Below are 15284 nucleotides of genomic sequence, written 5' to 3'. Positions count from 1 at the left end.
ATTCTATTTTTTATTTAACGCTTTTTTGTCGCTACGCGCGCTGACACGTGTATTCATGTATTAGTATATGTCTACAAGGGTGGTCTTGTCGTACAATGTAGCTCATTATTCCTGTAGGTATACTTCCACGGTTGCCGCATGCTGTATTGGTATGCTGCTATCCGGAAGCGCGATTCCTAAAGTGAAAAATTCTATTGCCATGAACAAACAGACTTCCATCTTCTCCAATATAAAAGGCGACCTGTCTTCAGGTCTTGTAGTTTTCCTCATTGCAGTGCCGTTGTGCTTAGGTATTGCCCTGGCCTCCGGCGCCCCGCTGTTTTCCGGCATGATAGCTGGCATTGTAGGCGGTCTGGTTATTGGATTTCTCAGCGGCTCACAACTGAGTGTCAGCGGCCCTGCAGCCGGACTCACAGCGGTGGTACTGAGTTCCATCACTAAACTGGGAGCATTCGACATCTTCTTGCTGAGCGTGGTAATTGCCGGCGCTATTCAGCTGGTATTCGGCCTGATAAAAGCAGGAACCGTGGCGAATTACTTCCCTTCCAATGTGATTACCGGTATGCTGACGGCCATTGGGATCATTATTATTATGAAGCAATTGCCATATGCATTCGGATACGATAAAAGCAGTGACAGTGTATATGAATTTGTAGACGCAGAAAATACTTTGCTCGCAGCTATTAACCATATCAGCTTAGGGGCTACCATTATAACCGTCATATCAATTCTCATTATTCTGTATTGGAGCAAAGTTCCCAAAGTCAGTGTCGTGCCGGCGCCGCTGGTAGCCGTAATTACAGGTATCATCCTGAATAAGGCTTTCTCAGCAAGCGCCGTGCTGGCTCTGGGGGAAAAACATCTGGTAAGACTCCCGGTACCACAGGGGTTGAACGACTTTCTAGGTCAGTTTACCCTTCCGAATTTTGCCGCGATCACTAATAAGGAAGTCTGGATTACCGCAGTTACAGTAGCTATTGTAGCATCCATAGAAACATTATTGAACGTAGAAGCAACAGATAAATTAGATCCAATGAAGCGCTACACTTCTCCTAACAGAGAATTGAAAGCGCAAGGAATTGGTAATATCATTAGTGGTCTGATTGGTGGATTACCGATTACTTCTGTGATCGTTCGTTCCAGTGCGAATATCAATGCTGGCGGCCGTACCAAGCTGGCCACCATGTCGCATGGCGCGCTCCTCCTCATATGTACTGCGTTGATTGCGCCTTTCCTGAACATGATACCATTGGCTACCCTCGCGGCTGTACTGCTGGTAACCGGCTATAAACTGTGTAAGATCTCCATCTTCAAGGAGATGTTTAAAAACGGTAAATACCAATGGGCGCCTTTCGTAGTTACCGTTGTTGCCATCGTTTTCACTGATCTCCTGATCGGTATTGCATTGGGTATGGTTGTCAGCGTAATGGCAATTCTCCGCGGTAACATGAAAAGCTCCTACTTCTTCAAGAAAGAAAAATACCAACATGGCGATAGTATAAAGCTGGAACTGGCACAGGAAGTTTCCTTCCTGAATAAAGCCAGCATTCTGTTGACACTGGATCACCTGCCAGGTAACACCACTGTTATCATTGACGCCACCAAAACGGCTTATATAGATTTCGATGTGTTACAGACCATCCGGGAATTTAAGGAGATAAAAGCTCCTCAGAAAAACATTCAGGTTGTGCTCACCGGTTTCAAGGAAGTCTATAATATCCAGAACTCCCCAAACCTGACAGCTGAGCAACAGGCCAAACTAACTAACGGACACGTACACACGATCGCGTCCGGAAATCATAATGACCTGCTAAAAGAGTTACAACTTAATTAAAGAAGCATAATGATGATAAAGGAGTAACCCACGGAAGCCATGCCCTTTTCATCATCAATTATTATTCACCAACAAAAAATGACAAAAATGAAAACACTTGATAAAATAGCACAGGCAAACATTACACCAAGACAAGCATTCGAGTTACTCAAAGCAGGTAACATCCGCTTTGTGGAAAACTTACGCATCAATCGCAATCTCCTGCAGATGGTAAATGATACTTCCAACGGACAATGGCCAATGGCGGCCATTGTCAGCTGCATGGACTCCCGTACATCAGCGGAACTGATCTTTGATCAGGGTCTCGGAGATATATTCAGTATTCGTTTAGCCGGTAACGTTGTATCTGAAAACGTACTGGGCAGCCTGGAGTATGCCTGCAAGGTAGCCGGTTCCAAATTCATCGTGGTACTGGGTCACAGCAAATGCGGCGCTATCAAAGGCGCTTGCGATGCAGTAGAACTCGGCAACCTCACAGCGCTGCTGAGCAAAATTGCGCCTGCGGTATTTGCAGAAAAATCTGTAACAGAAGAACGTAATTCTCATAATCCTGCTTTTGTGGAAGCCGTTTCAAAAATTCACGTGGAACGTTCTGTACAAGCCATCATGGAACAAAGTGTAATCCTGAGAGATATGATCCTTAAAGGAGAGATAGGCATCATCGGCGCATCCTACGATGTGGAAACCGGCGTTGTCGCTTTCATGGACCACACACTGGTGCTGGAAGGAATCACGGAAAGCGCGCCGGCAGTAGCGGTATAAAAACTGCCGCCTTTTATATAGGGAATGTCTGTGTTCAATAACAGGAGGCGTTAATAACCAGCCCGACGCAATCTTTTTAGGGGTGATTGTATAGAGCGGTTATTAACAGCCTCCTACTTTTTTTATATGCGGGAAAGTCGCGCTGCAGCTTGCTCCAGCGTCTCTTTCTTCTTGGCAAAACAAAAACGCACCACATGATCATCTTTCCCATTCTCATAAAATGCAGATACGGGAATAGATGCCACACCAAACTCTTTGGTGATGCGTGTGGCAAATGCTTTATCTCCTTCGTCAGAAATACGATCGTACTTCATCAGTTGGAAATAACTACCCTTGCTGGCTAACGGCGTAAACCTGGAATCGCGCATCAGCTCCAGGAAATAATCTCTTTTCTCCTGGTAAAAGGACGACAGCTCCAGATAATGCGACGGCGTAGCCAAAAACCTGGCTAATCCATGCTGCATAGGCGTATTCACCGAGAAGCAGAGATACTGATGCACTTTCCGGTACTCCTGCATCAGGTGTTTCGGAGCAATACAATAGCCCATTTTCCATCCCGTATTGTGAAATACTTTTCCAAAAGAAAACGTCACAAAGCTATTCCTGAAAATATTCGGATACTTTAATATGCTGAGATGCTGAGCCCCATCATACACCAGATGTTCATATACTTCATCTGATAATACGAGCAAATCAAATTCTGCCACCAATTTCTCCAGTTCGAGAATATCCTCTTCCTGTAAGATCGCGCCAGTAGGATTATGCGGCGTATTTATCATGATCATCTTTGTACGCGGAGTGATCTTGCTACGAACTTCCTGCCAGTTAATACGATAATCAGGGAAAGACAACGATATGCGTACCGGCTTTCCACCATTCACCAATACATTGGGAATATAACTGTCATAAGCAGGCTCGAAGATAATCACCTCATCACCCGGATGGATATACGCTGCAATGGCAGTATAGATCGCATAGGTGCCTCCTGGCGTGATCGTAATCTCTGTTTCAGGATCTACCTGTTGTCCGTACAATGCCATTACTTTTTCAGCGATGGCATTGCGCAGTGCAGGCAGCCCCGGCATGGGAGCATACTGGTTATACCCTTGTTGCATGGCATCATTCACCATTGCTTTCAGTTCATCGCTGCAGTCGAAATCAGGGAATCCCTGCGACAGATTGATGGCCTTGTGTTCGGCGGCAAGCGCCGACATCACCGAGAATATGGTAGTGCCGACGTTAGGCAGTTTGGACATGACAATTGCTTAAAGATACTTTTCGCCTTTGTTTCTTTTTATTTCCGCTACATAATCCTTGATTTGTTGCTCATGATCTTTCTTCGCGATCAGCAATACATCAGGAGTATCAATTACAATCATCTCATCCAGTCCCTGCAGCAGTACGAGTTTTTCGTTAGGAGCCTTAACCATACATTTGGTAGCGTCTATCACGACTACATTCTTTCCTTGTACAGCATTACCAAGGTAATCCTTCTCGATATTTTCATAGGCAGATGCCCATGTTCCCAGATCACTCCAGCCAAAATTAGAAGGAATCACATATACGTTGTCCGCTTTTTCCATAATACCATAATCAATGGAAATATTGGTGCATTGCGGATATACTTTCTCAATGGCTTCCTTCTCTTCCGGCGTATTCAAGGCTGGTGTAGCAGCAACGAATAACTCGTCTGTTTCCGGAAGATACTTTTTAAATGCGGCCAGGATGGTTTGCACATTCCATACGAAGATGCCAGCATTCCAAAGGAAATCGCCGCTCTGGATAAAGGTTTTGGCCAGTTCCAGGTTAGGCTTTTCGGTGAATGTTTTTACCTGATAGATATTATCTGCCACATGCTGCGGTTCAAACTGAATATAGCCATATCCTGTATCAGGACGGGTAGGCTTGATTCCCAGCGTCAGTAAAGCACTGTGTTTCTGTACGAACAGCAATGCATTCAGGCAAGCATTAGTAAAAGCGGTGCTGTCCATGATAAGGTGATCAGCAGGCGCACAGATAATATTTGCTTTGGGATCCTGTTTATTAATTTTATGGGAGATGTATGCCACACAAGGTGCAGTATTCTTACGGGATGGCTCGCTGACGATATTCTCGAGCGGGAGTTCCGGCAGCTGTTCCGCTACTTTTCCTGAATACTGATGATGTGTAACAACAAAGATGTTATTCTTAGGTATAAACTGGGAAAAACGCTCATAGGTCCATTGAAGTAAGGTTTTCCCCGTATTCAGGATATCCAGGAATTGTTTGGGATTATCCGTACGACTATGAGGCCAGAAACGGCTTCCAATGCCGCCGGCCATTATTGCCACGTAAAAGTGGTTATTAAGTTGTGTCATTGCTATATAATTCCTTCTCTAATTAAATCATGTAAATGGATAATGCCCGTATATCTGTTCTCATCCATTACGAGCAATTGTGTGATATCATTTTTACGCATCATTTCTAATGCGTTAATAGCGAGCTCATCCTGTTGAATATTCTTAGGATGGAGCGACATGATATCTTTAGCGGTCACCGTTTCCGGCGCCACATTCTTTTCCAGCATCCGACGTAAGTCGCCATCTGTAATAATACCTTGCAGAGCGCCATTATCGTCCAGTACCGCTGTCACACCTAGCATTTTGGAGGAGATCTCCACTATCACATCTCTCAACGAACTATTTAACAATACTTTAGGAGCCTGATGCAGTTTACTGAGATCCTGCACTTTCAGGTATAATTTTTTTCCTAATGCACCGCCTGGATGGAACTTGGCAAAATCTGCCGCTGTAAAGCCGTGCCATTCGATTAGGCATACTGCCAAAGCATCTCCCATTGCCAACTGCGCAGTGGTGCTGGTAGTGGGCGCCAGGTTGTTGGGACAGGCCTCTTGAGAAACGGTCGTATTCAGGATATAATCCGCTTCTACAGCCAGGAAGGAAGCGGTATTTCCTACCATGGCAATCAGCGTGTTTCCAAAATTCTTTACAAGAGGAACCAGTACTTTAATCTCAGAGGAAGTGCCGCTTTTAGAGATACACATCACGATATCTTCCTGCCGGATCATCCCGAGATCGCCATGAATGGCGTCTGCAGCATGCATAAATAAGGCCGGGGTACCAGTTGAGTTGAGGGTAGCAACTATTTTTTGAGCGATGATGGCACTTTTTCCAATGCCTGTTACGACCAGTCGCCCCTCACATGTTGCAATGAGTTCCACCACTTTCTCAAAATCTGCATCTATAAACTGTTGCAAATCATTGATAGCTGACGCCTCCATTGCAATTGTACGCTTGGCAACCTGTCCTATATCGATCGTTAGATTCTTTTTCATGACTATTTACAAATTTATCATTTTTTAGCCAGCAAGGGAACTATACTGAATTAATATTGCCTGTCCGCACTTTTTTAAGTAACTTCGTGTCCCCTAAAAAACATATAAACTAAATTTGTCATTTGTTAGTTCTTTAGAGTTTACCGTATTAAAATGAAATGCAATGGCTGTTGTTAAGGAAAGTTTGATGGATGCATTACGCGAACATTTCGGGTTCGATTCCTTTAAGGGAAATCAGGAAATCATAATAAAAAGCATCCTCTCAGGTAAAGATACTTTTGTGATCATGCCAACTGGTGGAGGTAAGTCATTATGCTACCAATTGCCAGCTTTGATGAGCCCAGGATGTGCGCTCATCGTATCTCCGCTTATTGCTTTAATGAAAAACCAGGTAGACCTGGTTCGTGGATATAGCAGTAAGGATAATGTTGCTCACTTCCTCAATTCCACCCTTTCTAAAGCGCAAATTAAAAAAGTGCGCACAGACCTGCTTTCCGGTAAAACAAAGATGCTCTATGTAGCACCAGAAACGCTTACCAAACAGGAAAATCTGGATTTCTTCAGAGAGCTGGAAATATCTTTCATTGCAGTGGATGAAGCCCACTGTATCTCTGAATGGGGGCATGATTTCAGACCGGAATACCGTCGTCTGAAAGAAATGATTGAGCAAATCAGCAACAACCTTCCTATCATCGCGCTTACCGCTACTGCTACTCCAAAAGTACAGAGCGATATCGTGAAGAATCTGGGATTAAATACGCCTAATATCTTTATCTCCTCTTTCAACCGTCCTAATCTGTATTATGAAATCAGACAGAAGCGTAAGAAAGATCTGATTATCAAAGAAATAGTAAAATATATCCATCAGCATAAGGGAAAGAGCGGTATTATTTATACCCTCAACCGTAAAACGACCGAAGAACTGGCCGATATGCTGGTGGCCAATAATATCAAGGCCGTTGCATACCATGCTGGTCTCGATCCTGCTACCAGAGCTCAACGCCAGGACATGTTCCTCCATGAAGATGTGGAAGTAATCGTGGCTACGATCGCTTTTGGTATGGGTATCGATAAACCAGACGTTCGTTTTGTTATTCACTATAACATTCCTAAAAGCCTGGAAAACTATTACCAGGAAACAGGAAGAGCTGGCCGCGACGGACTGGAAGGAAACTGTATCTGTTTCTATTCTCACAAGGATGTACAGAAACTGGAACATCTCATGCGCGACAAACCGCTCAGCGAACGCGAAATGGGCGCCCAGTTGATTAATGAAACCGTTGCCTACGCAGAAAGCGCTGTTTGCCGACGTAAAGTAATCCTGCACTACTTCGGTGAAGACTACCAAGTGGAAAATTGTGGCCAGTGCGATAACTGCCGCAATCCGAAAGAAAAAATCGAAGTGAAAAACCGCGTGGTAATTGCCTTAAAAACAATCCGCGCCCTGGAAGAACGCTTCGGTTCTGAATACGTAGTAAATATCATCACCGGAAAAACCAGTCCGCAAATATCCACCTATCGCCACGACCAACTGGAAGTATTCGGCGAAGGAAAAGAGTTTGACGCACACTTCTGGAATTCCCTCCTCCGTCAGATGATGCTGGAAGGATTGATTGAAAAAGATATCGAAGAATATGGTTTGCTGAAAGTGACAGAAAAAGGCACCAAATTCCTCAAAAAACCATACTCCATCATGGTGGCACTCAACCATCAGTTCGATGAAGAACATGGCGAAGATGAAGAAGAAGCAAGCGCAGCACAAGTGTCGGCAGATCCTGTACTCTTCGAACTACTGAAAGAACTACGTAAAAAAGTATCTAAAGAAAGAAATCTCCCGCCATTCGTTATCTTCCTGGAGACCTCTCTGGAAGACATGGCCACCCAATATCCTACCACTGTACAGGAACTGGAAAAAATCCAGGGCGTCAGTAAAGGAAAGGCTATACGCTACGGTAAACAATTCGTAGATGTTATCGCCAAGTTTGTGGAAGAAAACGATATCACCAAACCGGATGATTTCGTGATGAAGAGCGTAGTAAATAAAAGCGGACTGAAAGTTTTCATTATCCAGAATATCGATAAGAAAATTCCGCTGGAAACTATCGCTAAAAACAAAGAACTGACTATTGCTAAACTGCTGGATGAAATGGAAACAATCGTTGCCAGCGGTACCAAGCTGAATGTAGACTATTGCCTGGATGAAGAACTGGACGACTATGCCCAGGACGAAATCATGGAATACTTTAAAGGTTGTGAAACTTCCAGTCTGGCCCTCGCCCGTGAAGAGCTGATCGACAGCGATTATACACTGGAACAGTTAAAACTGATGAGAATTAAATTCCTGGTGGTATACGGAAACTAATCCGCCGGAAAGAGTCAAAAAGTGAATGTTTGCACGCAAAAAATTATCATGAGTATCACGAGAATTCAGGAAATCATTGCTCCTGCCAGAGAAAAGGTAGTTGCACACCCATTATATAGCGAATTACAAACGCTGGAAGATGTTCGCATCTTTATGCAATACCATGTCTATGCGGTATGGGACTTCATGTCACTGTTAAAAGGGTTACAGCAACAGCTGACCTGCGTTAATGTGCCCTGGATTCCAAAAGGCAATGCTGCTACACGTTACCTGATCAATGAAATTGTTACAGGTGAAGAAAGTGACGTAGATGCAGATGGTAACCGTTGTTCTCATTTTGAATTATACGAAAGCGCTATGGTGCAGGCTGGCGCAGATACCAGCGCTATCCGTAGCCTCATACAGGCTGCCGTGAGCGGTACTCCTATCCAGGAAGCCATCGCAGCAGCTGCACTGCCAGAAGGCGTAAAAGGGTTCCTCAAATTTACATTTGATGTAATTGCCTCCGAAAAACCACATGTGATGGCGGCAGTATTCACCTTTGGTAGAGAAGACCTGATCCCTGATATGTTCTACGCGCTTGTAAAAGACCTGGATCAGAAATTCCCCGGCAAGCTCACCACTTTCATCTATTATCTGGAAAGACATATCGAAGTAGACGGCGATCATCACAGTCAACTCGCTATGCAAATGGTACAAGAGCTCTGTGGCGACGATGAGAACAAATGGAACGAAGCAGCCCAATATGCCCAACAGTCGCTGGTTTGGAGACATCAACTCTGGTCCGCAATTCTCGACGAAAAAGTTTTTTTATAAAAATCTGAAAAAAAATTTTGCAGATTCAAAAGAAGTTGTACTTTTGCAATCCCATCACACGAGACGGGGCAACAAAATAAGGATGGTGCGGTAGCTCAGTCGGTAGAGCAAAGGACTGAAAATCCTTGTGTCGGCGGTTCGATCCCGCCTCACACCACCAGAAAAATCCTCACAGCAATGTGAGGATTTTTTATTTATACCCTGTCCAGACTTCTTTCCAACCATATAGTCAAAGAATGTGTTTGTTCTTGCAGCAAACTATTATTCCTCCACCCTGCTTCTATCAGCACAATTATCTCCCTTCGCATATAATATTGAAATAGCTTCGTCATCATTAACACCGTCGTCCATTTCGTCAGTTCCCTTACCACCACCCCAAAAATAAAATATCCCACTTTTTTAAAATTGTTGTCACGTTTTCATTTTCCCGTTTGTCTTTCTATCATAACAACGCAAACAATTAAAAACGGTAGTTTATGAAACAACACGAACAACACAAAAGAGCCTTTATCATCTGGCTGGCAATCTATCCGCTAATTACCCTATTAACAATATCACTGGGAAGCTACCTCAAAGACCTTCCTCTATATCTCAGAACCCTGATTTTGACAATCATAGCTGTACCTGTCATGGTTTATGGCCTGGTTCCTTTACTGAATCGACTGTTCCGGAACTGGTTAAACCACTAAAACAATAACAATACCTATCTATCCCACTCTTAAAAAAGATCAATATGTCAAACAAAATAGAACAAACCATCATCAACTTTGTAAAAGGCGGCGACAACAGCGATACCGCATTATTGGATAAAGTACTGCATAAGGACTTCCGGGTGACCAACAACGGTTTTATGGGAACACCAGGCGTAACCATCATCGGTAAAGAAAAGTACCTGCAAAATATACGGGATGGTATTTTCGGAGGACTACCTAGAAAAATGGAGATTGAATCGATAGAGGAATGTGGTACCATCGCCATGGTCAAACTACGCCTGGAAAGTGCTGAAAACTATTTTGTTTCCTATAATTCCCTGGTGCTGGATACAGATAATGAATGGCGGATCGTCAATAACCTGGCAGTGGTGGATGCAAAAAAATAAGCGCTAAGGCGCCCAAGGCAAGTCTCTTTAAATAGATAACGGACTAAATCATTTATATTGGCTAAGATTTCACCCAACCTATATCTATACATGAAAAGAATCTTATTCCTGGTACCCTTCCTGGCTATGGCATATACTACCTCTGCACAGGACATCGACCACACAACAGCCGCCATTGAAGCAGAAGGAAGAAGACTATACCGTTCGGAGATGGCCTCCTGGTATGGAACAGATATTTTCAGGGATGCTTATTTCGCACCTGATAAAAGTGGCGGTTATCTCTCCTATTCCAGTGATAACAATGCTACCTGTATATTTTATAGCAAGGGTGATACGCCAGTGGTGATCGCTACCATTACGTTCGATAACACCTATAATACCCAAACCGCCCAAAAAGATTTCGTTACACGGCCATTGACAACCTATGAAGGCGAGCTGCTAACCATCCGTAACAAGGCGCTGAAGTTAGTAAACACTGACACTACCTTCAAATCATATAACAATACCAATCTGAACTTGGTACCACTCATCAGTAATGGTGAGAGAAAAGCATATGTATTGACCGGTCCCAAAGTAAACGGGGTCGTCATTTTTGGAAATGATTACCTAATCACTTTTGATGAAAAAGGGAATGTAAAGGAGAAGAAAGCCTTGCATAAGAATATCATTCCCATTCAATATCAAACAGAGGAAGGTCAGGTTACGATGCATTCCCATCTCCCTGAAACAGGCGATTTTATCACGCCAACTGATATTTGCACATTGATGCTATATGAAAAATTTGCCCACTGGAAACAACATATTGTTATCTCTCAAAATTATTATTCCATCTGGAACTGCCTGAGCGACCAGCTTGTAACGCTTACCAAGGAAGCCTGGGAGAATATAACAAAAGACCAGGAGAAGAGAAGGTCATCAAATTGATGACCTTTTTTTATGCCCATTATTTTTTAATACTACTGTAGTCCTTCCAGCTCCTCCCTCAATACCCAATTACTACTACTGCTCTTCATAAACATACTTATCTCTTCCTGCCAATCTCCCGCATGCTGATCTGCCAATGTATATATGTAAGACAACACCTCCTCCTGATGCTGCTTCCATTCCATTTTAAGTAATGGCCTGGCAATATCATAAGCATGCATCGTCAATAAAGCCAATGCTTTCCATTTAAGCCGCTCATCAGGATGGGTATATATTTTTTCAAGTACTGCTATATTAGCCGGAGATAATCCTGAACCAGGAAATAAAGCAGTCAGTATAATCAGCTTGTCTTCCACAATAGCGGCTTTATCGTAAACCTGCAGTATCTTCTCCGCTGTATGTTTTCCCCTTGAGAAGAAAGTACCATTAATCCTGATAGGAATATGTCCTTCTCCTTTGAGCAAATTATCCAGCCATTCTTCATACCAATCCAGGAAGTTATCCTGTTCATAAAAAACAGGTTTCCCTAAATAATGTGGATTATGCACAACCCTCCCCTGATGCTCGCCATGCATCACCAGGTAATTAGACACACCGCAACCTACCTCTCCAATTTCTAATAATCCGCCCATCATACGGGTTTCCGGTTCTATCTGAGCACAACTATCAACAGTAAGCTGATCTTCGATTTCCGGGGCTGTAAATGTCGCTTCCAGATGTTCTACAGCAGATTTCCAGTCCTCCGGTGTTGAATCCGGAGAAAATATCACCGGTAAATACTCCTGCCGACGGGTTATTTGTGCAGGAGTATCCTGGTAGCCAGAGAGGTATAATCCCCAAACCCCATGATCCGGACCAGCACCTCCATTCCCAATTTCCGCAAGGAAAGTTTTAAAAGCTGCAGGTAATGGATAAGGCGTCTTCGCTTCAATGAGAGCCAGTTCCTGTTCAGTAAGTACAGGCTTCAATTTATATTGATGGGATACTGCGCCAAAAACATTGAACTCTTTGTCCCGCACACGCATGATGGCCAGCTTCTTTTTGATTCTTGCTACCTGTGGGATATAGTTTTCCATAGTGATAGGTTTTTCGCCTTCACAATATATCAAAAGCAATGATGTAACTGGCAACGACGCTCCGGTTGATATAGTAGTTTATATCAACAGTGAGACACGCATCTCCCGAAATACTACATATACCCTATTCTCCGCTCTTTTAAAATCTCCTTAATCATCTGGCTGATTTCATCGGCACGCTGTTTCAGTCGAATAACAGCACCTCGCACCAACGTATCGTTCACATGAATCACACCCCGCTGGACCATCCCAGCAAAATTGGCTGTCATCTCATCGGTAATAATCCTGTTATCCCCATAATTACTACTCACAATAATGTAATGCACATCAAACTGACTCCTGTTCAACCTGTTGACGATTGGCCCAATATGATGCGGCCCATAATCATACAACACCAGATTCAACACCAGACAACATTCCGTTCGTTCATGGATAGCAATAAACCGTAGTAATTCCGGCAAATAATCTCTCGTATATACCCGACTATTATTCAAATTCAATATGGCAAAACGCTGTGAGCCAAATTTGGGTACAGTTATAGGCCCCTTAAACGGGAAAAAACTAGATCGCTCAAATACCCTGTGCGCAGTATCATATATACCGCCATTGGGTATGCTCACAAACGCTATTAGCTTGTGCAGGTTAACAAACATGACTTTCTGGGTTAGATTGGGTTAATGCTCTTATCTCGCGCAATTAATAAATTGATCTGCTTCAGTTTGTGTATCAAATGTTAACAACCACATCCTCCTCAGCAGGCTTTTGCTAATTTCCCATACCATGCCCATTACAGCCCAAATTCTGATAATAAACTATTAGAATATCCGATATTCTTGGCTTTTATTTGTAAATAATACGCTTAATCTGCCCGCAAGTAAAATGAACCGCATGAAAAAAATTACAGCACTATTTCTGCTGCTATATTCCACGGCCTCCTATGCGCAACAACAACTGATCAGAATCAGCACTGCACATACCAACCTGGTTTATACCACCAATCAGCAAGGTCGACTCATCCAGAAATATCTGGGTGAAAAATTACAGCCCGAAAATACTGACACTTTGAATAAGTCGTCCCAGGAAGCCTACGTTACCGCAGGCATGGAAAGCCTGCTGGAACCCGCTATCCGCATCGTTCATAACGATGGTAACCCTTCGCTGGAACTGAAATATGTTTCTCATCAGGTCAATAAAAAAGATAATAATGTTACCGCCACCGATATCGTTCTGAAAGATCCCGTATATCCGGTAAACGTTATACTCCACTTTGAAAGCTATTACAATGAAGATGTCATCAAAGCATGGAGCGAAATAAAACATAGCGAAAAACAAGCAGTACGTCTGACCGACTACTCCTCTTCCATGCTGCACTTTAACGCAGACAAGTATTACATGACGCAGTTCCACGGCGACTGGGCTTCCGAAGTGAAAATGGAAGAACAACCATTAACAGCCGGCATGAAAATACTGGATAGCAAACTGGGTACCAGAGCCAATATGTACCAATCTCCCATGTTCCTCCTGGCACTCGATAATCCGGCAACTGAAAACGCCGGCGCCGTACTCGCCGGAACACTCGCATGGACAGGCAACTTCCGCTTCGCATTTGAAGTAGATCAACTGAATCAACTACATATCAATGCCGGCATTAATCCTTATGCAAGCGACTATATGCTCGCTCCTAATGAGGTATTCACCACTCCTGCCTTTATCTTTACCTGGTCAGCCAACGGTAAAGGCCAGGCCAGCCGCAATCTCCACCATTGGGCAGTAAACTATGGTATTCTGGATGGTCATTCACCGCGACTAACCCTACTCAATAACTGGGAGGCTACCGGCTTCGACTTCAATGAAAAACGTTTGTCTGAACTCTTCGGCGGCGCCGCGAAATTAGGAGTAGACATGTTCCTGCTAGATGATGGCTGGTTTGCAAATAAATACCCAAGAAATAACGATAAAACAGGTTTGGGTGACTGGGAACCCAACAAGGACAAGCTTCCACATGGCCTCGGGTATTTAGTGAAAGAAGCAGAAAAACAAGGCGTGAAATTCGGTATATGGCTGGAACCAGAAATGGTAAACCCGAAAAGCGATCTCTACTCCAAACACCCAGATTGGATACTGAAACTACCTAACCGCAGTGAAAACTACTTCAGAAACCAACTGGTACTGGATCTTACAAATCCAGCCGTACAGGATTTTGTATATGGCATTGTGGATAAAACATTATCTGACAATCCAGGTATTGCATACATCAAATGGGACTGCAATCGTATGCTCACCAATACTTACAGCCCCTACCTGAAAGAAAAACAATCCCATCTGTTCATTGATTATGTACGCAGCTTTTATAAAGTAATGGAAAGAGTGAGAAGCAAATACCCTCACCTCCCTATCATGCTTTGCAGCGGCGGTGGCGGGCGTACCGACTACGGCGCAATGAAATACTTCACTGAATTCTGGCCAAGCGATAACACAGATGGACTGGAAAGAATCTTTATCCAATATGGTTACAGCCATTTCTTCCCTTCTATTACGATGTCGGCACACGTTACCAACTGGGGTAAACAATCCCTGAAATTCCGCACAGATGTAGCGATGATGGGTAAACTAGGCTACGATATCAAAGTGGATGCGTTCACTGATCAGGAAATGCAATTTAGTCATGATGCAGTTGCTACGTATAGCCGTTTACGTGATATAATATGGTACGGAGATCTGTACAGAGTTGTTTCTCCATATGAAGACGACAGAGCAGTGTTCCAATACGTTTCCGCAGATAAGCAAAAAGCGGTCGTATTCAACTATATGATGAATGTAAGAAGAAAGGAAATTTTCGGTAATGTGAAACTCGAAGGACTCGATCCGGCCAAACAATATACTGTGAAGGAAATTAACCTTTTCCCTGGCACTACTTCTAACCTGAAATTTAACCAGACTTACAGTGGAGATTACCTGATGAAGGTAGGTTTAAATCTGGCTCCCAGAGCGGTTTCTCTCACCAGTAATGTATTGGAATTAACTGCACAATAGCGGTTGTTTCAACTATAAAAAAATGCCGTCTTCACCGGGTGGAG

Annotated in this window: 12 protein-coding genes and 1 tRNA gene; 8 read left to right on the top strand and 5 right to left on the bottom strand. The window is 43.5% G+C overall.

Annotated elements, in window-relative coordinates; all coding sequences use genetic code 11:
- The first annotated feature begins 199 nt into the window (after positions 1-199).
- Both CLV59_RS06235 and CLV59_RS06230 read left to right on the top strand, forming a co-directional pair.
- Entirely contained in the window at positions 200-1834 is a 1635-nt protein-coding gene (locus tag CLV59_RS06235) for a SulP family inorganic anion transporter (protein ID WP_111591680.1), read from the top strand.
- A gap of 39 nt (positions 1835-1873) precedes the next feature.
- Positions 1874-2596, top strand: a complete 723-nt coding sequence (locus CLV59_RS06230) for a carbonic anhydrase family protein (RefSeq protein WP_317048643.1) — start codon at positions 1874-1876, stop codon at positions 2594-2596.
- A 122-nt stretch (positions 2597-2718) separates the two neighbouring features.
- On the opposite strand, the gene CLV59_RS06225 is transcribed toward CLV59_RS06230, so the two are convergent.
- Genes CLV59_RS06225 through CLV59_RS06215 form a run of 3 tightly spaced genes read right to left on the bottom strand, consistent with a single transcriptional unit; the run spans position 2719 to position 5930 of the window.
- Positions 2719-3852, bottom strand: a complete 1134-nt coding sequence (locus tag CLV59_RS06225; protein ID WP_111591155.1) for a methionine aminotransferase — start codon at positions 3850-3852, stop codon at positions 2719-2721.
- Positions 3853-3861: 9 nt separating this feature from the next.
- A complete protein-coding gene (locus tag CLV59_RS06220; RefSeq protein WP_111591154.1) occupies positions 3862-4953 on the bottom strand; it encodes a mannose-1-phosphate guanylyltransferase in 1092 nt (363 codons plus the stop codon).
- A 2-nt stretch (positions 4954-4955) separates the two neighbouring features.
- Complete coding sequence (locus tag CLV59_RS06215; RefSeq protein WP_111591153.1) at positions 4956-5930, bottom strand: KpsF/GutQ family sugar-phosphate isomerase; 975 nt, start codon at positions 5928-5930, stop codon at positions 4956-4958.
- A 163-nt stretch (positions 5931-6093) separates the two neighbouring features.
- Here CLV59_RS06215 and recQ point away from each other — a divergent pair, with 163 nt between their 5' ends.
- The 5 genes from recQ (at position 6094) to CLV59_RS06185 (ending at position 11131) form a co-directional block, all read left to right on the top strand.
- Positions 6094-8292, top strand: coding sequence for a DNA helicase RecQ (gene recQ / locus CLV59_RS06210; RefSeq protein WP_111591152.1), 2199 nt, complete (start codon positions 6094-6096; stop codon positions 8290-8292).
- 48 nt (positions 8293-8340) lie between these two features.
- Complete coding sequence (locus tag CLV59_RS06205) at positions 8341-9108, top strand: DUF3050 domain-containing protein (protein ID WP_111591151.1); 768 nt, start codon at positions 8341-8343, stop codon at positions 9106-9108.
- Positions 9109-9192: 84 nt separating this feature from the next.
- A tRNA-Phe gene (locus CLV59_RS06200) sits at positions 9193-9268 on the top strand.
- A 573-nt stretch (positions 9269-9841) separates the two neighbouring features.
- On the top strand, positions 9842-10207 hold the full coding sequence (locus tag CLV59_RS06190; RefSeq protein ID WP_111591149.1) for a nuclear transport factor 2 family protein: 366 nt from the start codon (positions 9842-9844) through the stop codon (positions 10205-10207).
- 90 nt (positions 10208-10297) lie between these two features.
- Positions 10298-11131, top strand: coding sequence for a hypothetical protein (locus tag CLV59_RS06185; protein ID WP_111591148.1), 834 nt, complete (start codon positions 10298-10300; stop codon positions 11129-11131).
- Positions 11132-11163: 32 nt separating this feature from the next.
- Here CLV59_RS06185 and CLV59_RS06180 read toward each other — a convergent pair whose 3' ends face one another.
- Positions 11164-12207, bottom strand: coding sequence for an SMI1/KNR4 family protein (locus CLV59_RS06180; protein ID WP_111591147.1), 1044 nt, complete (start codon positions 12205-12207; stop codon positions 11164-11166).
- Between the two features lie 113 nt (positions 12208-12320).
- Positions 12321-12860 carry a hypothetical protein gene (locus CLV59_RS06175; RefSeq protein ID WP_111591146.1) on the bottom strand — a complete coding sequence of 180 codons (540 nt, stop codon included), beginning with the start codon at positions 12858-12860 and terminating at the stop codon, positions 12321-12323.
- Between the two features lie 235 nt (positions 12861-13095).
- Here CLV59_RS06175 and CLV59_RS06170 point away from each other — a divergent pair, with 235 nt between their 5' ends.
- Positions 13096-15240, top strand: a complete 2145-nt coding sequence (locus CLV59_RS06170; RefSeq protein WP_111591145.1) for an alpha-galactosidase — start codon at positions 13096-13098, stop codon at positions 15238-15240.
- The last annotated feature ends 44 nt before the right edge of the window (positions 15241-15284 follow it).

This window comes from Chitinophaga dinghuensis, from assembly GCF_003259435.1.
GTDB classification, from domain to species: domain Bacteria; phylum Bacteroidota; class Bacteroidia; order Chitinophagales; family Chitinophagaceae; genus Chitinophaga; species Chitinophaga dinghuensis.
Note: the sequence above shows the minus strand (reverse complement) of the source record. Positions and strands in the feature narration are given on the sequence as shown.

Excerpts from the sequence above, each read along its gene's own strand:
- CLV59_RS06235 (WP_111591680.1), top strand. The coding sequence starts at position 200 with ATGAACAAACAGACTTCCATCTTCTCCAATATAAAAGGCGACCTGTCT.
- CLV59_RS06230 (WP_317048643.1), top strand. The coding sequence starts at position 1,874 with ATGCCCTTTTCATCATCAATTATTATTCACCAACAAAAAATGACAAAA.
- CLV59_RS06225 (WP_111591155.1), bottom strand. The coding sequence starts at position 3,852 with ATGTCCAAACTGCCTAACGTCGGCACTACCATATTCTCGGTGATGTCG.
- CLV59_RS06220 (WP_111591154.1), bottom strand. The coding sequence starts at position 4,953 with ATGACACAACTTAATAACCACTTTTACGTGGCAATAATGGCCGGCGGC.
- CLV59_RS06215 (WP_111591153.1), bottom strand. The coding sequence starts at position 5,930 with ATGAAAAAGAATCTAACGATCGATATAGGACAGGTTGCCAAGCGTACA.
- recQ (WP_111591152.1), top strand. The coding sequence starts at position 6,094 with ATGGCTGTTGTTAAGGAAAGTTTGATGGATGCATTACGCGAACATTTC.
- CLV59_RS06205 (WP_111591151.1), top strand. The coding sequence starts at position 8,341 with ATGAGTATCACGAGAATTCAGGAAATCATTGCTCCTGCCAGAGAAAAG.
- CLV59_RS06190 (WP_111591149.1), top strand. The coding sequence starts at position 9,842 with ATGTCAAACAAAATAGAACAAACCATCATCAACTTTGTAAAAGGCGGC.
- CLV59_RS06185 (WP_111591148.1), top strand. The coding sequence starts at position 10,298 with ATGAAAAGAATCTTATTCCTGGTACCCTTCCTGGCTATGGCATATACT.
- CLV59_RS06180 (WP_111591147.1), bottom strand. The coding sequence starts at position 12,207 with ATGGAAAACTATATCCCACAGGTAGCAAGAATCAAAAAGAAGCTGGCC.
- CLV59_RS06175 (WP_111591146.1), bottom strand. The coding sequence starts at position 12,860 with ATGTTTGTTAACCTGCACAAGCTAATAGCGTTTGTGAGCATACCCAAT.
- CLV59_RS06170 (WP_111591145.1), top strand. The coding sequence starts at position 13,096 with ATGAAAAAAATTACAGCACTATTTCTGCTGCTATATTCCACGGCCTCC.